The sequence below is a fragment of the Kitasatospora sp. P5_F3 genome (assembly GCF_054049135.1).
Window position 1 is genome coordinate 1 of record NZ_JBFUMY010000071.1, and the last position, 18,977, is coordinate 18,977.

The window sequence follows — 18,977 nt, forward strand, 5'->3', positions numbered from 1 at the left end:
GCGGGCTGCTGATCTCCGGCGCGACCGCCTCGGCGGACGGCCGGCTCGGCTCCGGACGGGGTGTCAAGGCCGGCCCGGTGCCCGGGGTGGACTGGACGGCCGGAGCGCCGGCCGCGCTGTTCGCCCGCCCACTGACGCAGGCCGCCGCCGAACGGCTGGGTGACGGCCCGCTCGCCGACCCCGAGGACGACAGCCTGCTGCGGCAGCCCGTCGGCTGCGACCTGGTGGTGCTCGGGGCGGCCGGGGACACCGTGCTGGCCCGGGAGGCCGGCACTCCCGGCCCATTGATCCGGCTGGCCGCCGCGCATCCGCACCCGGAGCTCGCCCACACCGCCAACCTCGGGCAGCTGGCCGCGCACCCGGGCACCGTGATCCGGGTGCTGGGCCGGATCGACCCCGACCGGGCGGCGACGCTACGGGTGCTCGCGGTCGGCCCGGTGCCCGACTCGGACGCGACGCTGCGGCTGCCCGCCGCCTGGCAGGGTCGCGCGGACCTGGGCTACGACCTGCTGCTCGGTGCGCACTTCCCACCGGGGGAGGAACTGCCCCGACCGGCCGCCGCCGCCGACCCGTTGGCGGACTCGCCGCTGTGGCGGGTCCGGCGGCTGGTCGAGCTCGGGGTGGCCGGCGGGCGCCGCGCCGTCGCGGAGTCCGCGCGCACCGGCGGAGCCCGTACGGACGCCGCCGTGCTGGCCCGGACCGGTTTCCACGGCGCGGCCGCACTCAGCTCGGCGCTCGCCGCCGCGGCGGACCGGCGCGGGCGGGACGTCTTCGGCCGGCTGGAGGACGGCCGGGCCGATGCGTACGCGGAGAGCTGGCTGGCAGCCGCCGTCCATCTGACCGCAGCCGAGCGGGAGTTGGTCCGCGCCAGCTGGCGCGACCGGGACGGGGAGGAGGGTCGCTGACCGCTCCGGTCACGGTGCGGCCGGCTCCGGCCGCTGGCGTTCGATCTCGTTCTCCCGGACCAGCCACAGGGCCAGGGCGGCACCGATGAAGTTGGCCAGGGCACCGAGGAAGAGCACGGTGTTGAAGCCGGCCAGGAAGCCCTCCCTGGCCGCGTCCGAGACCAGTTGGCGGAACTGCGGGGGGATTGCGGCGAGGGCCTGCTGCAGGTTGCCCGACGAGGCCGCCTCGGCGAGCTCGCGATGGTTCGCGCTGGTCAGCCCTGGCACCTCCGCCGTGCGCTCGCCGATCTTGCTGGTGCCCCGGGCCACGAAGATCGCCCCCCAGACGGCGATTCCCACGGCGATGCCGACCTGGCGGAAGGTGTCGTTGATGCCGGCCGCCATGCCGCTGATCTCCTTCGGCACCACGCTCACGGCCACGTCCGCGATCACCGGGTTGATCAGGCCGACCCCGGCCCCCGCGGCCAGGAAGCCGCCGAGCAGGGTGGTCCAGTCGTCGGTGGCCGTGATGCCACCCATCAGCAGCAGACCGACGCCGATGGCCGCCAGGCCGGCGCCGAGCATCAACCGCGCCTGCACCCGGGACAGGAGCAGGCCCGCGACCGGTGCCACGAGGAAGCTGAGCAGGGTGATCGGCAGGTAGCGGACCCCGGTCTGGAAGGGGGTGAGGCCGAGGTAATTCTGCAGATAGAGCGTCAGATAGAGGAACAGCGCGAAGAGCGAGCTGGAGACCGCGAAGGCGGCCAGCTGCACGCCGGTGAACGCATGCCGCCGGAACAGGCCCAACGGGAGCATCGGCTCGGCGACCTGACGCTCGATCACGATGAACGCGGCCAGCAGGACCACGGAGCCGACGAACAGCGAGACGATCAGTACGCTGCCCCACCCCTCGGTGTTCCCCCGGACCAGTGCCAGCACCAGCAGGAAGAGCGCGGCGCTGAACGTCGCGACGCCCGGCCAGTCGACCCGGGTCGCGTTCGGGTCGCGGCTCTCCCGCAGCTTCAGGTAGGTGAGGACGATCGCGCCGGCCCCGATCGGGACGTTCAGGTAGAAGATCGACTCCCAGCCGAGCGAGTCGGTGAGCGCCCCGCCGACCAGCGGGCCGATCGCCACCGCGACCCCGATCGTCGCCCCGTACACGCCCATCGCCATGCCGCGTTCCCGTCCGGCCAGGAACTCCTGGGCGATCAGGGCCAGCGACACCGCGAACATCACCGCGCCGCCGACACCCTGGAAGGCGCGGGCCAGGTTGAGGAAGGTCGGGTTCGGCGCCAGCGCGCAGAGCAGCGAGGCGAGGGAGAAGATCGCCAGCCCGGCCGCGAAGGTCCGCCGCCGCCCCAGCCGGTCGGCGAGCGAGCCGGCCGCCAGCACCAGGGCCGCGAGGGTCAGCGCATAGGCGTCGATCACCCACTGGAGGTCGGTGAAACTGGCGTCGAGGTCCTTGCGGATCGACGGCAGCGCCACGTTCACGACCGTGATGTCCAACAGCAGCATGAAGGTCGCCACCGAGACGGTGAGCAGGGTCCACCACTTGCGTTCCACGGAGGCAGGTCCCCTCGTCACGGACGGTTCGTCATCGCTATGACGGTACGCAACACGGAACGTGACCGGCGACTGACACGCGGCAACGGTCAGGGCAGGCGCTGCTCGGCCCAGATGACCTTGCCGCTCCCGGTGTACCTGGTGCCCCAGCGTTCGGCGAACTGGGCGACCAGGAAGAGCCCGCGCCCGCCCTCGTCGGTGCTGGCCGCGTAGCGCAGGTGGGGCGAGGTGCTGCTCCGGTCGGCCACCTCGCAGATCAGCGTGCGGTCGTGCAGCAGCCGGACCTGGATCGGCGCGAGGCCGTAGCGGATCGCGTTGGTGATCAGCTCACTGAGGATCAGCTCGGTGGYGAACGCCAGGTCCTCCAGCCCCCAGTCGTCGAGCTTCGCGGTCACCTGGGCCCGGATGTCACGGACCGCGGCGGGGTCGGACGGCACGTCCCAGACCGCGACCCGCTCCGCCGCCAGGGCCCGGGTACGGGCCACCAGCAGGGCGATGTCGTCGGTGGGGTTGTCCGGCAGCAGTGCGCCGAGCACGTCGTCGCAGACCTGCTCGGGGCTGCGGGCGGGGTCGCCCTCGGGGCGGGCCAGGGAGGAGCGCAGCAGGTCGAGGCCGAGGTCGATGTCCCGGTCGCGGTGCTCGACCAGGCCGTCGGTGTAGAGCACCAGGCTGCTGCCCTCGGGCAGCTCCAGCTCGGCAGTCTCGAACGGCATGCTGACCAGGCCGAGTGGCGGTCCTGCCACGAAGTCGGCGATCTCCACCGTCCCGTCCGGGTGCAGGACGGCGGGTGGCAGGTGGCCGGCCCGGGCCATCGAGCAGCGCCGGGAGACCGGGTCGTAGATCGCGTACAGGCAGGTCGCGCCGGTGATCGGGGCCTGGTCGCCGGTGCCGGCCTGCTCCTGGTCGATCCGGTTGACCAACTCGTCCAGGTGGCCGAGGAGTTCGTCGGGCGGCAGATCGAGGGAGGAGAAGTTGTGCACCGCGGTGCGAAGCCGGCCCATGGTGGCGGCGGCGTGCAGGCCGTGCCCGACCACGTCGCCGACCACCAGGGCCACCCGGGCGCCGGGCAGCGGGATGACGTCGAACCAGTCCCCGCCGACGCCGGCGTGCGCCGGAAGGTAGCGGTAGGCCACGTCGAGGGCGTTCTGCTCCGGCAGGCTGCCCGGCAGCAGGCTGCGCTGCAGGGTCACGGCCATGGTGTGCTCGCGGGTGTAGCGGCGGGCGTTGTCGATCGAGACGGCCGCCCGGGCGACCAGCTCCTCGGCGAGCGAGCGGTCCTCCTCGTCGAAGGTGCCCCGGCCGGTACCGCGCCAGAAGGTGGCGATGCCGAGGACCGCGCCGCGGGCTCGCAGCGGCACCGCGAGCAGTGCGTGCACGCCCTCCTCCCGCACCCGTCGCACGAGCGCCGCGTCGTACTCCTGCCAGGCGTTGAGGGCGTCGGTCAGATCGCGCTCGACCACCGGCCGGCCGCTCTCCAGACTGCGGGCGCGCGGGGTGCCGGGTACCACCGGGACCTGCTCGCCGACCGGGTAGAACGGGGCCCCGGCGCGGATGCCGCTCAGTCCGGCGCGGCGCATCTGCGCTCCCGGCTCGGGTTCGTCCCCGTGCAGGACGGCCTCGGCGAGGTCGACCGTGACGTAGTCGGCGAAACCGGGGACGGCGGCCTCGGCCAGCTGCTCGGCGGTACGGGAGACGTCCAGCGTGGTGCCGACTGCCAGGCCCGCGTCGTAGAGCAGCTTGAGCCGCCGCCGGGCCAGGTCGGCGGTGCCGGAGAGCGCCCTCAGTTCGGTCGAGTCGCGCAGGGTCACGACCAGGCCGGGGGGGCCGCCGTTGCGGTCGGTGGGGCGGACGTTGACGGCCAGCAGCCGGGCTCCGGCGGTCACCACCTGGTCGGTGACGGCCTGTCCGGAGGTCAGCATGGCGGCCACCGGGAGGTCCAGACCCAGCTCGGTGACGTGCCGGCCCTCCGGGTCGTCGGGAAGCGCGAGCAGGCGGCCGGCCTCGTCGTTGGCGAGCAGCAGGCGGCCGTCCCCGCCGATGATCAGCACGCCCTCGCGGACCGAGTGCAGCACCGCGTCGTGGTGCTCGTACATCCGGGTCAGCTCGGCCGGGTCGAGGCCGCGGGTCTGCCGTCGCAGCCGGCGGTTCACCAGCGCGGCGCCGGCCAGCGCCAGGGCAAGCGCCGCCGCCGCGCTGCCGAGCAGGATCGGCAGGTGCCTCGCCGCGCTGTCGCTGACCCGGCTGGTCCGGATGCCCGCCGAGACCATGCCGACCACCTGGCCGCCGCTGTCGGTGACCGGTACGACGGCCTGCACCAGGTGGCCGATGGTGCCGTCGACCTCCTCGGTGATTGACTCACCGGCCAGCGCGGGGGCGGTGGTGCCGACGAACTTCTTGCCGATCCGGTCGGGCATGGGGTGGGTGTAGCGGATCGCGTCGGTGTTGAGCACCACGATGAAGTCGACACCGGACTTGACCCGGGCCTCTTCGGCAGCCGGCTGGAGGATCGCGGTCGGGTCGGGCGCGCGGAGCGCCGCGACGATGCCCGGGGAGGCCGCGAAGGTCTCGGCCACCGCCAGTGAGCGGTTACGGGCTTCGGTCGCGCTGTCCTGGCGCGCCTGGAGCACCATCTGCGTGCCCGCCGCCGCCACCAGCAGAAGCACGATCAGCACCTGCAGGACGAAGACCTGGCCCGCGACGCTGCGGGTGCTGAGCGCCGACCGGAGCCGCCCGCGCTTCGGCTGCCCGTGCGGGTGCGCCGGACCGGGGAGTTCACGTCCGCCGTCCGGGCGCGGGCCGGTGGGCTCGGGGACCGACTGGGCCCGGGATCGACCGGAGTTGCGGGCCATACGCCATGTCTACCCCGGTAAGTCGCCCGAGGCCAAGAGATCGCGCACACCGAAGCTCGCGGTGCCTGGTCTCCGCTGCGGCCGAAGCTCGCGCGCGGCGGGTCGAGAGTCGCGCCGGTGGCGGCGGCCGACGCTGGTCAGGCGCAGCTGACGGCGTGCCACCCGGCTGATCCGCAGGTCGAGTTCGGGGTGGCCCTCCGTCAGGCGCGAGGTCAGTTGGCGGGCCAGCGGACGGGGTGGCCGGAGGGGTCGATGGTCAGCCAGGTTCCGTCGCCCAGGGGTGTGAGGCCGTACGAGTCGCGGGTGGTGACGGGGAAGTCGGTGATCTCACCGGTGCGCAGGTCGAGGTGGTGGTGGCGGTGCCACTCCCGCTCGTCGTCGTCGAGGTCCGGGTCGTCGTCGGGGTCGATCTCACCGGCGATGGTGACCAGGACGGTGTCCGGCGTGAGGTAGCCCCCGCTCCACTCCACGTATGCGCCCTCGGGGGCGGGCCCGAAGGCTTCGGCGGGCAGGGTGAGCGTCGTGTCGCCGTCGGGGTAGGTGTGGAACGCGACGTCGGCCTGGCCGTGGTCGACCGTCATGAACCGGCGTCCGTCGGGTGTCAGGTCGATGAGGCACCGGGCGTCCCACGGATAGCGGGTCAGCCGGAGCTCGGCTCCGTCCAGGGCGGCCCGGTAGATGACCGTGCCGTCCTGGCCCTCGCCGATGTCGAGGAGCAGGTGGCCGTCCGAGGCGTTCCGGTACTGCTGCCCGCCGTGCCCGACGGTGTCCAGGTCGGCGCCCGCGATCTGAGCTCCCGTCCCGGCGTCCAGGACGACCCATCGGTCGGGGCCGTCGCGGTCGGCCATCGCGTCGGGCCGGTAGACCCAGACCTCGCGCTCGTCCAGGGAGAGCGCACAGTCCGGCCGGTGCCCGTAGGGCCGGACCGACCGCGGCAGGAGATCGGAGCGCCAGAGCTCCGTCCCCTCGGCGGCCACGCAGACGACGCTGTTGAGCGTCGTGTACACGGCTCGCCGAAGGTCCGTGAAGACCGCGTAACTCGTCAGCTCGTCGTCCGGACGGGGCCGGAACTCCGCCGTGGGCGACAGCACGCCCCGGGGGTCGGAGGACAGGTCGTAGGCGCGGATCCGCCCGTCGACGAAGCGGGTCTGGAGCGGGGGACAGTACGGAGGAGTGATCACGAGCAGGAGGCTAGCGGCATCGGGTGGGGCGTCAGGAGGTGGGGTTGCCGACCAGCTGGACGGGGCCGTTCAGGGTGTTCGGGGTGCAGCCCGGGGCGGTCAGGGTCAGCTGGTCGCGGGTGTTCACGACGCTGAGCGGGCCGGTCAGGACGGTGCCGCAGAGCTGTACGGTGCCGGCGCCGACGGCCTGGACGGGGCCGTTGAGGTCGGAGCCCTTGACGACCAGGTTGGCGCCGGGGCGGACCACGACCGGGCCGGTCTGGCGGGCGTTGACCAGGCAGGTGGTGCCGGTGGTGACCACCAGCGGGCCGGTGTGGCGGCCGGTGACGGTGGTGGTGCAGGCCGGGCCGGTGGGGACCGTGGCGCGGAAGTCCAGGGCGTAGGCGAGCTTGCCGGGCTTGGCTGCGGTGATCGGTGCGCTGAGCTTGCCGAACTCGCCGCCGGTGGGCTTCTTGCCGGCGTTCCACGGGTCGAGGCGGCCGAGCTGTCCTGCGGTGCGGCCGTCGGCGGTGATGACGGTGTCCGCCGGGAGGGCGGACATGGCCTGGGAGGCGGTGCGGACCGCCGCCAGGTACGAGGCGGAGCTGGTCGGGTCGTACGAGCCGGGGAGGCCGATGCCCTGGCCGCGCAGCCAGTCGCCCCAGGTGAACTCCAGGTACTCGGCGGCGTCGGCCGGCACCGAGTAGCCGATGTCGCGGGTGAAGTAGACCAGGCTGCGGTAGGCGTCGTCGTGGAAGTAGGCCAGGCCCAGGTGCTGCGGCAGCTGCTCGACGGTGACCGGCTGGTTCGTCTCGTCGACCAGGCGGACCCAGTTGTTGGCCTGCATGGCCTGCCAGAACGCGTTCGGCGACAGGTTGCTCAGGTTGGCCTGGACGATCAGGCGGATGTGCAGGCTCGGGCCGCCGTCCGGGGCCTCCAGGAAGGAGGTCAGGGTGTGGTGACCGTCCGTCAGGTAGAGCGCGCCGCCCGGGCCCACCACGACGGTCTTCATCTCGGCGCGGCTGTCGTCGGTCTCCTGGCCCAGCGCGACGGTGCAGGTGAACGTCGTCGGGTCGGCGAGCCGCGCGCCCGGCTGCACCGCGGCGGCCACGCCCTGGCCGTTGGTCTCGCACCAGTCGTCGAAGCGCTTGTTGATGTTCCCGTTCAGCTCGTCCTTGGGCGAGGTGTAGCGGCCGAGCTTGTAGTAGACCTCGTCGTAGCCGACCGCGGACTGAGTGGGACGCACCTGATCGAGCGTCACGTCCAGCAGATCGCCGGGCTGGGCCTGCCGGGCCTGCTGAGCCTGCTGGGCCTGCTGGGCCGCATCCGGTCCGGACACGGTGGCCGCACCGGCGGGGGCGGCCAGGCTGGTCAGACCGCCCAGCGCGAGCATGACGGCCGCGGCGGCGGCGAGCATGCCCCGACCCTGGCGGCGCTGCTGCGGGGAGGGGACGGGGCCGGTGCTCATGGGGTCTCCTGCGGGTCGGCGGCTGATAGCAATAGCTGCTGGCGCATATCCATCCATCACCCGCGGCTCAACCGGTAGCCGCCGGGTGGTCGTGAGATGGCGGGAGTGTGAACCCTGTCCGTCGGGGCCCGGGCCACGGCGGCGACCTGTGCTCCGACGGCACGCGTGAATGGGGCCCGCACATTGTGCGGGCCCCATCACTTGTGGCTGCGTGGATGAGTGGAGTCAGCGAGGCCAGTGGACCGGCGAGGCCTCCTGGTCGTTCSCCCTGACCCACACCGTGGACATCCCGAGCACGGTCCGGATCACCGCGAACCCGCCCTCCCAGCCGCCCGGCAGCCGGATCCGGCCGGTACGGACCGCGCCGCCGGTGAGGCCGGTGTCCGTCGTGTGGACCACACCGGTCCAGCCCGGCAGCCCGATCCGGGGGACGTCGCCGTGCAGCTCGGCCTCCACCTCGATCTCCCGGCCGTCGACCAGCAGCGCCGCAGCTCCTCGGTACGCAGGTGAGTCCATGCCCCCGACTCTGCGCCGACCGGACACCCCGGGCAACCGGTGATCCGTCAGAGCGCGGCGGTCACCACGATCTCGACCAGGACCTCGGGGCGGTAGAGCGAAGCCTGGACGGTGGCGCGTGCGGGAGTGGCGTCGGCGGGGACCCAGCCGTCCCAGGCGAGGTTCATCTCGTCGAAGTCCTTGATGTCCGCGAGGAAGATCTCGGCGCGGAGCACCTTGGTCCGGTCGCTGCCGGTCGCCGCCAGCAGGCGGTCGATGCTCGCGAGCACCTGCTGGGTCTGGCCCTCGACGTTCTGGGTGAGGTCTCCGGCGACCTGGCCCGCCAGGTACACGGTGCCGTTGTGCACCACGGCTTCGCTCATGCGCTTGCCCGAGCCGAATCGCTGGATCATGGTCAGACCTCCGGTAGATCATTCAGGGGAGGCGAGGCTATCGGCCCTGCTGAGCGATCGTCGGTGCTGTCCACATGATGAGGGGACTGCGGGTCGGCCTGACGGTGTGCCAGGTGTCCGCCGAGGGCGGCAGCCAGCGAAAGCACGGTGAGGCCGGCCAGTCCGCGAAGCGCTCCGGCGGTGGTGCAGCCGTGCCGCCGGGCCCGGTAGGAGCCGATCTCCAGGACGGTCGCCGCCACCGCCGACGCCGCGTGCACCAGGCCGAGGCGGCGGCGCTCGGCCGACAGCTCGGCCCAGTCCACCCAGCCCGCCCAGAGGGTCGGGGGGACGGCCGCCAGGCCGAGGCCGGTGAGGCGGCGGGCGGCCGCGGGTGATCGGCCGGTGAGGTCGAGGGCAGTGGCCGAGAGCCAGCAGCCGAGCGGGAGCTGGGTCAGGGCCGGGTGCAGCGGGTGGCCGAGCCAGGCCCCGTGCAGGGCGTCCCGTACGGGCAGTGGCAGTGCGGTGACCAGCCGCCGGATCCGGTCGGAGGCCGGATCGAGGCCGGTCCAGCCGACGGGTGCGTCGAGCCAGCCGGGCAGGGGTGAGCCGGTGTTTCTGTCCATACCGGGCGTCTGGCCCGCCCGGCGTCGCTCAAACTGAGCTGCCCAGGAGTGAGATCGGCGGAAGCGGGCAGACGGCTGGGTCTGGAGGTGTGGATGTCATGGCCTTCTTGATCATTGTTCTGCTGATCGCCCTGATTCTGGGAGGTGCCGGATTCGCCTGGCACGTCCTCTGGTGGATCGCACTGGTGGTCCTGGTGCTCTGGCTGCTGGGCTTCGTCCTCGGCGGCGCTTCGGCGGAAGGTGGCCGACGACGCTGGTACCGCTGGTGAGTTGCGGGGGGCGGTCCGTCAGTGGCCACGGTGGGTGTTGAGCCGTGCGGCCTGGCGGGTCAGGTGGTCGCGTTCGGCGAGGTTGGGGGCTTTTCGGGCGGCCTCGGCGTACAGCCGTGCGGCCCTCGCCAGGTCGCCGTCGCGTTCGTGGAGGTACGCCGCCACCGCCGTGTGGCGGGGCAGTGTGTCGTCCAGTGCCGCGAGTGCCGCCAGCCCGGCGCGCGGTCCGTCGGCCTCGCCGACGGCCACCGCACGGTTCAGCCGGACGACCGGACTGTCGGTCAGCCGCGCGAGTTCGTCGTACCACTCGACGATCTGCACCCAGTCGGTCTCCTCGGCGGCCGGCGCGTCGGCGTGGAGCGCCGCGATGGCGGCCTGGGCCTGGAACTCGCCCAGCCGGTCACGGGCGAGCGCCGCCTGCAGGACCGCGACCCCCTCGGCGATCGACCCGGTGTCCCACCGGCTGCGGTCCTGCTCGGCGAGCGGCACCAGGCTGCCGTCGGGCGTGGTCCGGGAGGCGCGCCGGGCGTGGTGGAGCAGCATGAGGGCCAGCAGCCCCGCCACCTCGGGATGGTCGATGGCGGCCGCGAGTTGCCGGGTGAGCCGGATGGCCTCGGCGGCGAGGTCGACGTCGCCGGAGTACCCCTCGTTGAAGACCAGGTAGAGGACGCGCAGCACGGTGGCGAGGTCGCCGGGCTGGTCGAACCGCACACCGGAGACGGTGCGTTTGGCCCGGCTGATGCGCTGCGCCATGGTCGCCTCGGGCACCAGGTAGGCCTGGGCGATCTGACGGGTGGTCAACCCGCCGACGGCGCGCAGCGTGAGTGCGACCGCGGACGAGGGCGTCAGCGACGGGTGGGCGCACAGGAAGTAGAGCTGGAGCGTGTCGTCCACGGCGGGTGCTGGCCCGGGCGGGGGTTCCTCGTCGACGAGGTCCTCCCGCCGGCGGCGTGCGGCGTCCGCCCGGGCCCGGTCGAGGAAGCGGCGCCAGGCCACCGTGACCAGCCAGCCCTTCGGGTCCTGCGGCTGGTCGCCGGGCCAGACGCGGACCGCCTCGACCAGGGCGTCCTGCATCGCGTCCTCGGCCGCCGCGAAGTCGGCTCCGCGGCGGACGAGGATTCCGAGCACGCTCGGTGTGAGGCTGCGGAGCAGGAGCTCGTCCACCTGGGAGGTCACTCCGTGATGGTGGGGGGCGCGGTGAGGAAGGGGCGCAGCTCGAGCCACTCGTGGATCGGCTTCCCGCCCGCCCCGGGGGCGGCCGACAGCTCACCCGCCAGCTCGACGGCACGCTCGTAACTGTCGACGTCGATCACCATCCACCCGGCGATCAGGTCCTTGGTCTCGGCGAACGGCCCGTCGGTGACCGGCGGCCGCCCCTCGCCGTCGTACCGGACGAACGTCCCCTCAGGAGCGAGCGCCTGGCCGTCGACGAACTCGCCGGTCCCCTCCAGCCGGGCCGCGAAGTCGTGCATGTACTGCATGTGGGCCGAGATCTCCTCCGGCGTCCACTTTTCCATGGGCACGTCGTTGACCGCAGTCGGAGCGCCCCGGTAGTGCTTCAGCAGCAAGTACTTGGCCATGGTGTTCTCCTCAGTGCCCGGGCGACCCATTGTCGCCGCCTTCACCACGGGGACGGAGCCGGACACGGGATCTCGACATCACCGCCCGAACTTTCTCGGATCTCCCTGTGCGGACGCCGACCCGGCCCGGATCCACCCGGGCACGGCGAGTGCGGACTGACCCGGTGTCACCTGGCCCACCTCGTGCGAGTACGAAGGGGTGGCTGGCCCCCGCCGGTCGCCAAGGCGACSGGCGGATGGGCGACTTGAGCAGATTCGGTCGTCTTTGGCTACAGATTCATCAAGATCTCACCCGACGCGTAGCTTTCTTGTCGGCTCACCATCAAGCTCTGGCGAAGCAATCAGCTGCAGTTCCCCTCGACTGGAGTCAGAGTGAGCCCCATCTCCTCTTCTCGCCGCCACCTCGCGGCCGGAGCAATAGCGGTCACCGCCGCCCTCGTTGCCGTCACCGTCCAGACCGGTTCGGCCACCGCCGTCCCCGGCCGCGACGCGGCGATAGCCCAGGCCAAGGTCAACGTCGCCCACGAGGCCGGTACTTTCGGTTTCGGTGCGGGCCAGGACCTTCAGGTCAAGGACGTCGTCATCGACGCCGACGGCACCCAGCACGTCCGTTTCGACCGCACCTACCAGGGCCTGCCGGTGGTCGGTGGTGACCTGGTGGTGCATCAGGACGCCCGCGGCCGCCTCAAGGACTCGTCCCGGGGCAAGGCGCACGACCCCAAGGTCAAGTCCACCGTCCCGGCCGTCCCCGCGCAGGCCAGCGCCAGCAGCGCGCTCCAGGAGGCGGCGGGCATCCAGTCCGCCACCAGCACCCCCGAGTTGGTGATCTGGGCCGCCGACGGCACCCCCCGCCTCGCCTGGCGGACCACCGTCGCCGGGGTCGGCGAGCACGGCCAGCCGGCCGGCAAGGTCGTCGTCACCGACGCCTCGACCGGTGAGCAGATCGAGGCGTACGACGCCGAGCACCAGGCCGTCGGCACCGGGCACTCGGAGTACACCGGCGACATCTCCATCGACACCACCGCGCAGGCCGGCGGCTTCGCCCTGATCGACCCGGTCCGCGGGCACAGCACCAGGGACGCGCTCAACCTCTCCTCGTCCTCGATCAAGTCGACCTCCGGCACGCTGTTCACCGACGCGGACAACATCTGGGGCGACGGCAAGAAGTTCACCGGCGCCCGCGCCACCGCCGCCGTCGACGCGCACGCCAACACAGCCTGGACGTACGACTACTACAAGAACACCTTCGGCCGCAGCGGCATCAAGAACGACGGCAAGGGCGCCACCGTCTTCGTGCACGTCGGCACCAAGTGGGACAACGCCCAGTGGTCCGACGCCTGCTTCTGCATGATGACCGGTGACGGCGACGGCGTGACCGACCCCGAGCAGGTCGACCTCGACACCATGGGCCACGAGATGACCCACGGCGTCACCAGCGCCACCGCCAACCTGCGGTACGCGGGCGAGTCCGGCGGCCTCAACGAGGCCACCAGCGACATCTTCGGCACCATGGTCGAGTGGTACGCCAACAACGCCGTCGACACCCCCGACTACCTGTTCAGCGACCAGTCCACCCCGCCGTGGCTGCGCCGGATGGACAAGCCGTCGCTGGACGGCCGGTCCGCCGACTGCTGGACCCGCAAGGTCGGCCAGCTCGACGTCCACAACTCCTCGGGCGTGGGCAACCACTGGTTCTACCTCGCCAGCGAGGGCAGCGGCACCAAGACCATCAACGGTGTCACCTACAACAGCCCGACCTGCAACAACTCGACCGTGACCGGCATCGGCAACCAGAAGGCCGCCGCGATCTGGTACCGCGCGCTGACCGTCTACATGACGTCCACCACGGACTACAAGGGCGCCCGGGCCGCGTCCCTGAGCGCCGCGAAGGACCTCTACGGCACCGGCAGCACCGAGTACAACGCGGTCGCCGCCTCCTGGAGCGCCGTCGGCGTCAACTGACCCGCGCAGTAGGTGACATGTCGTCCGGGGCTCCTGACGGAGCCTCGGACGGCGTGTCACCCGGGCCGGACTTCCGTACGCGACCGAGCCGGTTCGCACGCTGGATCGAGTGCAACTCGGTAGTCGTGCGTTCAGGACCCGGCGCCAGGTGATAGGACGGACCGAAGCCTGGAGGTGGTCAGCCATGACCCGATACTGCGTCGACCCTGTTCGGCACGAGCTCATTGCCACCTGGGGGATTGGTGAGGGCGATCTGGCGACCCGCGTCGCCACCGTCCCGGTCGGCACCGACCTCGGTGTCCTCTCCCGACTGGCCAGTGTGCTCACCCAGTTGTCCGCGGCGGCCTGGCACACCTACACCCACCCCGCCGGTGCCGGCGGCTCCCTGGAGCCCGACCGCGAGGGGCGGCGCCGCGAGCTGGAACGCACGGCGTTCAGCGACGTGGCCCAGGCGGTCGCCGAACCCAACCTGCCGCAGGGCGGTTCGATCACCGTCTCGTACAGCCCCCTGGTGGAGAACGCGAACCGGGTCGGCCGCGCCCTGCTCGCCCTCGGCCTCCCCGAACTGACCGAGGCGGTGCGCGCCGACGTCGCGGCCGAGCTGGCCGCCGTCGAGCACGCCGAACTCGGCGACCTCACCGGACGCGCCCAACAGGCCGTCCTGCTCAGCCGGGAGGACGCCTCCCCGGTCCAGGTCGCCGCCGCCGACCGGTTGCTGAACGGGAACCCGTTCGGCCCGGCCGCGCTCTTCTCCGACGTCGACCCCACAGCCGCGGCGGTGGCCGCCGCGCACTGGCTGTACGCCGCCGCCGAGGCCGTCTCGGCCGTGACGGGGCATCCGCCCACCGAGGTCATCCAGGAAGCGGACCGCGTCGAGGCCCTGCCCTACGCGACACCGACCCTGGTCCTGGAGCTCCTCGACGCGGGTGCCTCCCCCTACGACGTGGTGACCGGGCTGGTACGCCACGCCCTGCGGATCGCCGACGGCGTACTGCCCGATCCGGCAGCGTTCCGCGAGCAGTTGGAGGAGGCCGAGGAACTGCTGGCCGAGTACACGGCGGACGACGACGAGGAGGGCGACGGGTCGGACGTGGAGCTGCGACTGACGCCGCTGGATCCCAAGCGTCCCGCCCGCGACCTGCTCGAGGACCTCCTCACCGGCATCCAGGGCTGCTGGCTCCTGCACGACGAATACGCCGAACCTGCCGATGCCGAGGGTGGTGCCGACGGCGAGGACGAGGGCGAAGCGAAGGCCGAGCAGAAGCAGAATCACAGCCGCGAGGCCTTCGCCGCACTCATCCGGGCCATCGCGGCGCAGCACCGCGACCGCCTCGTCTGACCGGTAGAGGCTGCCCTTGCTTGCGCGGTGCTCCTGCCGTCGGCCGCCGCAGCCTGGTCGTGTGCTGGGTTCGGCAACCGGTGTGGGGTCGGCCGCGTCCGGGACAGGAGACGGGGCGATCACTTTGGGGGCGTGGTGTCGGCAGGGGTCCAGGGCAGGGCTGTTGGTCGGGTGTGGGTGTTGGTGCGGGTCCTGGCGGCGCTGGTCTTTGCGACGGGCGGTCTGCTCCTGGCCAGCGACCGTGTCATCGAGACGTGGCACTGGTGTCTGACACAGGACCACGAGCCCGATCCCGACCAGTTCACGGCGACCGTGTTCGCGTGGGCCGTCATGATCACCGTGCTGCTCGTGCTCGGTGCGGTCCTGCGTCGGCTGCCGTACAGCTCCTGGTATCTCCTGCCGGCCCTGGCTGTCGCGGCCGGCCTCCTCGGCTGGCTCTACGTGATCGGGATGGGATCTCCTGCCCCGTTGGGGCCGGGTGATCCGGAGGAGGCGGCGTGCTGGACGATGCCGATCTTTCCCTTCGTGGGCTGAGTCGCCGACAGAGGATGCTGCAGCACACGCATGAGTCGCGAGCGCGCACCGTGGGGAGGCAGATGGCCGCGCCCCCTCGAACTGACCCGTCGGCTGCGCTCGGCTCGTCTGCGATGACAGGAAGTTGCCTGGTGGCAGGGGGTGTTGCAGGCAGGGCTCGGCGCGGAGACTGAGAAGTAGGGGCGCACAGAGCCGACCCCCGGGAGGCGTCATGAGCATCCAACCCGCCTGGCACCGGTTCGGAGCCGGTGCCGCTTGGCGCACGATGGCGGTGATCACCGCGCTCGCCAGCGCGGCTGCGCTCGGCACCGTTGTCCCCGTCACGGCCCAGGCCGTCACTCCCGCCCAGCAGGGCCAGCTGTATTCCTGGATCGACGGATGGGGCGGCGGCACCGTCACCAGCCAGCCCGCCGGGATCGACTGCCACCAGAGCGCGTGGGATCCGTACGCTCCGGATGCCACCTACCAGCCGCCGCCGGCCGGCTCCTGCGCTGCGGTCTTCCCGGTCGGCACGTACGTCACCTTCACCGCGACGCCCGACCCCGGCTCGTACGTCAACGGCAGTCCCGACCCGGGCAGCTTGACCGTGCGGCTCGGCTACAACAGCGTCTGGGCGATGTTCTGCCCGGAGGACAACCTCTGCTCGAGCTGGTAGCAGCGAAGGACCACAGCCCGGATCAGCTCGATCGACGGCGGCCCGACGGCTAGCGTACGCACCGCGGCCTTCGGGCCCGGGTGCGCTACGCCTGAGGCATTTCGGCCGGCGCCTGCGGATCTCGGCGGGTGGAGTCGTGGTAGCAGCGGTCGGAGCAGAAGCGGTCGCGGCGGCGGATGCCGGGATGGTCGTACTCGCGGCCGCAGCGTACGCAGATGCGGTGCGGGCCGTGCGGGGCGGTGATCAGGCCGAGCTCGGTGAGGAGCATGCGGCAGTCCTCGGCGTCGTTGGCGTGGGAGGCGACGACGAGCCGGGCGTGGGCGCGGGTGTCGGCGGTGGCGACTTCGGTGACGGATTCGAGGGTGTTGCCGAGGGTGGTGAGGTCTCGGCTGGCGTGTGCCATGGGGTGCCCCCGTCGGTGCTGGGGTGCCGGGTGCTGAGTTGGGGCCTGACCGGCCAGGGTACTGCGTGGCGGGCCCCGGCGGAGATCGGGGAGTATCTCGCCACGCGCCCTTGGTATCCGGGTGGGGCCGACAGCCCGGCCGTCAGSCGACCGGGCCGGTCGGCTGACGGGTGATCAGAAGCCGGTGTCGTAGGTGTACCGGGCGCTGTGGTTCAGCATGTCCGCCGGGGTGACGTCGTTCCAGGGCTTCATGGTCTCGTTGAGATCGACGACGTTGGGGGTGCCGGCGGTGGGGAGGTAGCCGGCGGCGGGGTGGCGCTTCTGCCACTCCGACCACAGCTTGTCGATGAAGCAGTGGTGGAGCCAGAAGACCGGGTCGTTGGGCGACATGCCGGTGCTCATCATGCCGCCGACCCAGACGTGCACCCGGTTGTGCAGGTTGACGCCGCGCCAGCCCTCCAGGTTGTTGCGGAAGCCCGCCGAGGTGCTGTTCCACGGCGCGGCGTCGTACTCGGCGATCGCGAGCACGCCGTCCGCCTCGCTGCGGCTGGGCAGTTGGGCGATCCCGGACGCGAGCGAGCGCCGCAGGTAGGGGCGGCTGTCGGGCCGGACGGTGAGCGTCCAGTTGCCGGCGGAGTGGGCGAACGGTCCGGTGGTCACCTGGCCGTCGCTGCTGCGGCCGTTGCCGCCCATGAAGTCGGCGCCCCAGATGGTGGCGCCGGTCGTACGGTCGGCGGTCCAGTCCCAGTACGGCAGGGTGACGGTCGGGTCGACCGCCTGGAGCGCCTGCTCGAACTGGAGCAGGAACCTGCGGTGCCAGGGCAGGAAGGATGGTGAACGGTGGCCGACCCGCTCGCCGTTGTCGGTGTCGCTGACGATGAACGAGTTGTGCGTGCTGACGAACGAGTCGTAGCCGCCGTTGCGCTTGAGCGCGAGCACGGCGTTGACGAAGGCGCGCTTCTCCTGGGCGGTCAGAGTCGCCTGGTTCTTGCGGACTGCCATGAGTCCCCCCTTTGTACGAGTGGTGGTGGTGTGAGCGGCGGCAGCCGGATCAGGCGGCGGCGACCGGGACGAGCGTGGCGCCCTGCAGGTCGGTGACGGCGGCGCGGGCGAGCGCGCGCGGCGTCGGGAAGGTCTGGTAGTGGTTGACGACGCTGATCCAGGTGCCGTCGGCGTTGCGCATCATGTGCAGCTCCTCGCCGTCGATGTGCACGGCGTAACCGGTCCCCCCGGTGCCGGTGGTGCCGTGGTGGTGGCCGCCCCCGCCGACGACCGGCCGGCCCTGGATGCGGCGGCCGTGGAAGAGCTCGTCGAAGGTGTCGGACGCGCCCGGGTCGGCGGCTGTCGCGGACTTGCCGGTCGGGCCGACGACGCCGAGGACGACGGTGCCGGCGGCGGCGGTCAGTGCGACGGCTGCCCCCTGCAGCATCCGACGGCGGGTCAGTTCCGAGGCATGGGTGACTTCGGACATCGGTGGTACCCCCTTGGGCGCCCCGCGGTGTTGGGGCGCCGTTCATGAATCCGTGCAGAAACATCAATCGGAGGGGATTGCATGATCACCCTCGACGTTTCGATGCTTTCAATCCGCGATGGCCTACGGAACTGCCGATCGGCGGGGGTCGAAGGATTGTGGCTGGATCAGGCCACCCGGCGGCCGACCGCTCCGTGGGCCGGCCAGTAAGATCTTCACCGTCTTCACTGAATGATCATCAGAAAGCCAACGATCTTCACGCTGTGCAGTCGGCCCGCCGGAGATCCTGTTCCGCCACGCCCGAACGCGCCTGGCACGGTGACCGGGCTCACGGCGCGAGGATGGCGCGATACGGCTGCCCGACGCGCTGCTCCGACCGGTGGACGGAGATGCTCGGAGTGCTGATCCGAACTGATGAAATGTCGGACGACCACGCGTGGGGTGCTTGGCAGAGCGGGGTGTGCGCCTGAACGTGGGAGCCCTTGAGCACACCCACCACACCTGGAGTACCAGACGTGATCCTCACGAGCGATCCGGTTCACCCCGTCCGCACGGCAAGCGCGTTCACGGTGGGCGCCATCGCCGCCCTCCTCGTGGCCGGGGCGGCCCCGGCGGCGTTCGCCGCGCCCGGCGACAACGGCGACATCAAGGTGCACGAGAGCACCACACCGGCCGACGACCAGCGTGACGAGCCGAAGGTCTGCACCTTCTATCTCGACGCGTTCAACTTCGACACCGTCCAGAAGGTCACCTGGAACATCGTGAAGCAGCCGTCGCCCGACGACCAGCAGGTGGCCGGTGGGGACCTCACGCTGGCCAGCGGCGCCGGCCGGACGGGCGACCTGACCCTGCCGAACGGCATGTACAAGGTCACCTGGACCTTCGAAGGCGAGCAGGGCAGCGCCAAGCACAAGGTCTTCAAGGTCGACTGCCCGCCGGGCGGGGGCGTCGGCAGTACTCCCAGCAGTACTCCCAGCAGTAGCGGCACACCCGGCAGCACGCCCGGTGGCGGGCCGGGCGGCGCGGGCGGCCCTGGTGCGGCCGGTGGCGGCCCGCACGGTGGCGTGAACACCGGTGGTGGTGGAACGTCCCAGGGCCTCAACGCCGTTGAGGTCGGCGCCGGTTCGGTGCTGCTGGCGCTCGCTGCGGGCTTCGGGGTCCGCGCCGTCCGCCGTCGCGCTGCCCGCAATGCCGCATCCTGACGTTCGGACCCGAGGCCTGAGCCGCCGTGGCCGCGGGCGGCTCACCGCCGCGGTCGTGGCGCTCGCCCTCCTCCTCGGCGGCTGGCTGGTCAACGACGGCGTCCCCGGCGACGGCCCGCCCCCGGTCG

Annotated in this window: 18 protein-coding genes and 1 pseudogene; 7 read left to right on the forward strand and 12 right to left on the reverse strand. The window is 72.0% G+C overall.

The window, feature by feature from the left end:
• Window positions 1–905 (forward strand): annotated as a pseudogene (locus ACXJMZ_RS29990) (hypothetical protein); the annotation flags it as partial.
• 9 nt (window positions 906–914) lie between these two features.
• Here ACXJMZ_RS29990 and ACXJMZ_RS29995 read toward each other — a convergent pair.
• From ACXJMZ_RS29995 to ACXJMZ_RS30025, 7 genes are all read right to left on the reverse strand, one after another.
• Window positions 915–2,447 (reverse strand): MFS transporter, encoded by a 1,533-nt coding sequence (locus ACXJMZ_RS29995; RefSeq protein ID WP_457033168.1) that lies wholly within the window; start codon window positions 2,445–2,447, stop codon window positions 915–917.
• A gap of 89 nt (window positions 2,448–2,536) precedes the next feature.
• Window positions 2,537–5,296 carry a SpoIIE family protein phosphatase gene (locus tag ACXJMZ_RS30000; protein ID WP_457033169.1) on the reverse strand — a complete coding sequence of 920 codons (2,760 nt, stop codon included), beginning with the start codon at window positions 5,294–5,296 and terminating at the stop codon, window positions 2,537–2,539.
• A 212-nt stretch (window positions 5,297–5,508) separates the two neighbouring features.
• Window positions 5,509–6,477 carry a hypothetical protein gene (locus tag ACXJMZ_RS30005; protein WP_457033170.1) on the reverse strand — a complete coding sequence of 323 codons (969 nt, stop codon included), beginning with the start codon at window positions 6,475–6,477 and terminating at the stop codon, window positions 5,509–5,511.
• Window positions 6,478–6,508: 31 nt separating this feature from the next.
• Window positions 6,509–7,924 carry a ParB/Srx family N-terminal domain-containing protein gene (locus ACXJMZ_RS30010; protein WP_457033171.1) on the reverse strand — a complete coding sequence of 472 codons (1,416 nt, stop codon included), beginning with the start codon at window positions 7,922–7,924 and terminating at the stop codon, window positions 6,509–6,511.
• Between the two features lie 225 nt (window positions 7,925–8,149).
• Window positions 8,150–8,440 carry a hypothetical protein gene (locus ACXJMZ_RS30015; protein WP_457033172.1) on the reverse strand — a complete coding sequence of 97 codons (291 nt, stop codon included), beginning with the start codon at window positions 8,438–8,440 and terminating at the stop codon, window positions 8,150–8,152.
• A 47-nt stretch (window positions 8,441–8,487) separates the two neighbouring features.
• On the reverse strand, window positions 8,488–8,832 hold the full coding sequence (locus ACXJMZ_RS30020; RefSeq protein ID WP_457033173.1) for a RidA family protein: 345 nt from the start codon (window positions 8,830–8,832) through the stop codon (window positions 8,488–8,490).
• Between the two features lie 2 nt (window positions 8,833–8,834).
• Window positions 8,835–9,434 (reverse strand): DUF2231 domain-containing protein, encoded by a 600-nt coding sequence (locus tag ACXJMZ_RS30025; protein ID WP_457033174.1) that lies wholly within the window; start codon window positions 9,432–9,434, stop codon window positions 8,835–8,837.
• A gap of 98 nt (window positions 9,435–9,532) precedes the next feature.
• On the opposite strand from ACXJMZ_RS30025, the gene ACXJMZ_RS30030 reads away from it, so the two are divergent.
• A complete protein-coding gene (locus ACXJMZ_RS30030; RefSeq protein WP_457033175.1) occupies window positions 9,533–9,703 on the forward strand; it encodes a hydrophobic protein in 171 nt (56 codons plus the stop codon).
• 18 nt (window positions 9,704–9,721) lie between these two features.
• On the opposite strand, the gene ACXJMZ_RS30035 is transcribed toward ACXJMZ_RS30030, so the two are convergent.
• Together ACXJMZ_RS30035 and ACXJMZ_RS30040 are read right to left on the reverse strand one after the other, a co-directional pair.
• A complete protein-coding gene (locus tag ACXJMZ_RS30035; RefSeq protein ID WP_457033209.1) occupies window positions 9,722–10,867 on the reverse strand; it encodes an RNA polymerase sigma factor in 1,146 nt (381 codons plus the stop codon).
• A gap of 8 nt (window positions 10,868–10,875) precedes the next feature.
• Window positions 10,876–11,283, reverse strand: a complete 408-nt coding sequence (locus ACXJMZ_RS30040; protein ID WP_457033176.1) for a YciI family protein — start codon at window positions 11,281–11,283, stop codon at window positions 10,876–10,878.
• A 372-nt stretch (window positions 11,284–11,655) separates the two neighbouring features.
• On the opposite strand from ACXJMZ_RS30040, the gene ACXJMZ_RS30045 reads away from it, so the two are divergent.
• The 4 genes from ACXJMZ_RS30045 to ACXJMZ_RS30060 all read left to right on the forward strand — a co-directional run bounded on the left by ACXJMZ_RS30045 (window position 11,656) and on the right by ACXJMZ_RS30060 (window position 15,773).
• Entirely contained in the window at window positions 11,656–13,245 is a 1,590-nt protein-coding gene (locus ACXJMZ_RS30045) for a M4 family metallopeptidase (protein ID WP_457033177.1), read from the forward strand.
• Between the two features lie 184 nt (window positions 13,246–13,429).
• A complete protein-coding gene (locus tag ACXJMZ_RS30050; protein WP_457033178.1) occupies window positions 13,430–14,584 on the forward strand; it encodes a hypothetical protein in 1,155 nt (384 codons plus the stop codon).
• Window positions 14,585–14,764: 180 nt separating this feature from the next.
• Entirely contained in the window at window positions 14,765–15,118 is a 354-nt protein-coding gene (locus ACXJMZ_RS30055) for a hypothetical protein (RefSeq protein WP_457033179.1), read from the forward strand.
• Window positions 15,119–15,329: 211 nt separating this feature from the next.
• Entirely contained in the window at window positions 15,330–15,773 is a 444-nt protein-coding gene (locus ACXJMZ_RS30060; protein WP_457033180.1) for a hypothetical protein, read from the forward strand.
• A gap of 85 nt (window positions 15,774–15,858) precedes the next feature.
• Here ACXJMZ_RS30060 and ACXJMZ_RS30065 read toward each other — a convergent pair whose 3' ends face one another.
• The 3 genes from ACXJMZ_RS30065 to melC1 all read right to left on the reverse strand — a co-directional run bounded on the left by ACXJMZ_RS30065 (window position 15,859) and on the right by melC1 (window position 17,647).
• Window positions 15,859–16,176 (reverse strand): hypothetical protein, encoded by a 318-nt coding sequence (locus tag ACXJMZ_RS30065; RefSeq protein ID WP_457033181.1) that lies wholly within the window; start codon window positions 16,174–16,176, stop codon window positions 15,859–15,861.
• A 174-nt stretch (window positions 16,177–16,350) separates the two neighbouring features.
• A complete protein-coding gene (gene melC2 / locus ACXJMZ_RS30070) occupies window positions 16,351–17,178 on the reverse strand; it encodes a tyrosinase MelC2 (protein ID WP_457033182.1) in 828 nt (275 codons plus the stop codon).
• A 49-nt stretch (window positions 17,179–17,227) separates the two neighbouring features.
• Entirely contained in the window at window positions 17,228–17,647 is a 420-nt protein-coding gene (gene melC1, locus ACXJMZ_RS30075; RefSeq protein WP_457033183.1) for an apotyrosinase chaperone MelC1, read from the reverse strand.
• Window positions 17,648–18,162: 515 nt separating this feature from the next.
• Between melC1 and ACXJMZ_RS30080 the strand changes: the two genes are divergently transcribed.
• Window positions 18,163–18,849 carry a hypothetical protein gene (locus ACXJMZ_RS30080; RefSeq protein ID WP_457033184.1) on the forward strand — a complete coding sequence of 229 codons (687 nt, stop codon included), beginning with the start codon at window positions 18,163–18,165 and terminating at the stop codon, window positions 18,847–18,849.
• The last annotated feature ends 128 nt before the right edge of the window (window positions 18,850–18,977 follow it).

Excerpts from the sequence above, each read along its gene's own strand:
- ACXJMZ_RS30010 (WP_457033171.1), bottom strand. The coding sequence starts at position 7,924 with ATGAGCACCGGCCCCGTCCCCTCCCCGCAGCAGCGCCGCCAGGGTCGG.
- ACXJMZ_RS30020 (WP_457033173.1), bottom strand. The coding sequence starts at position 8,832 with ATGATCCAGCGATTCGGCTCGGGCAAGCGCATGAGCGAAGCCGTGGTG.
- ACXJMZ_RS30025 (WP_457033174.1), bottom strand. The coding sequence starts at position 9,434 with ATGGACAGAAACACCGGCTCACCCCTGCCCGGCTGGCTCGACGCACCC.
- ACXJMZ_RS30030 (WP_457033175.1), top strand. The coding sequence starts at position 9,533 with ATGGCCTTCTTGATCATTGTTCTGCTGATCGCCCTGATTCTGGGAGGT.
- ACXJMZ_RS30040 (WP_457033176.1), bottom strand. The coding sequence starts at position 11,283 with ATGGCCAAGTACTTGCTGCTGAAGCACTACCGGGGCGCTCCGACTGCG.
- ACXJMZ_RS30050 (WP_457033178.1), top strand. The coding sequence starts at position 13,430 with ATGACCCGATACTGCGTCGACCCTGTTCGGCACGAGCTCATTGCCACC.
- ACXJMZ_RS30060 (WP_457033180.1), top strand. The coding sequence starts at position 15,330 with ATGAGCATCCAACCCGCCTGGCACCGGTTCGGAGCCGGTGCCGCTTGG.
- ACXJMZ_RS30065 (WP_457033181.1), bottom strand. The coding sequence starts at position 16,176 with ATGGCACACGCCAGCCGAGACCTCACCACCCTCGGCAACACCCTCGAA.
- melC2 (WP_457033182.1), bottom strand. The coding sequence starts at position 17,178 with ATGGCAGTCCGCAAGAACCAGGCGACTCTGACCGCCCAGGAGAAGCGC.
- melC1 (WP_457033183.1), bottom strand. The coding sequence starts at position 17,647 with ATGTCCGAAGTCACCCATGCCTCGGAACTGACCCGCCGTCGGATGCTG.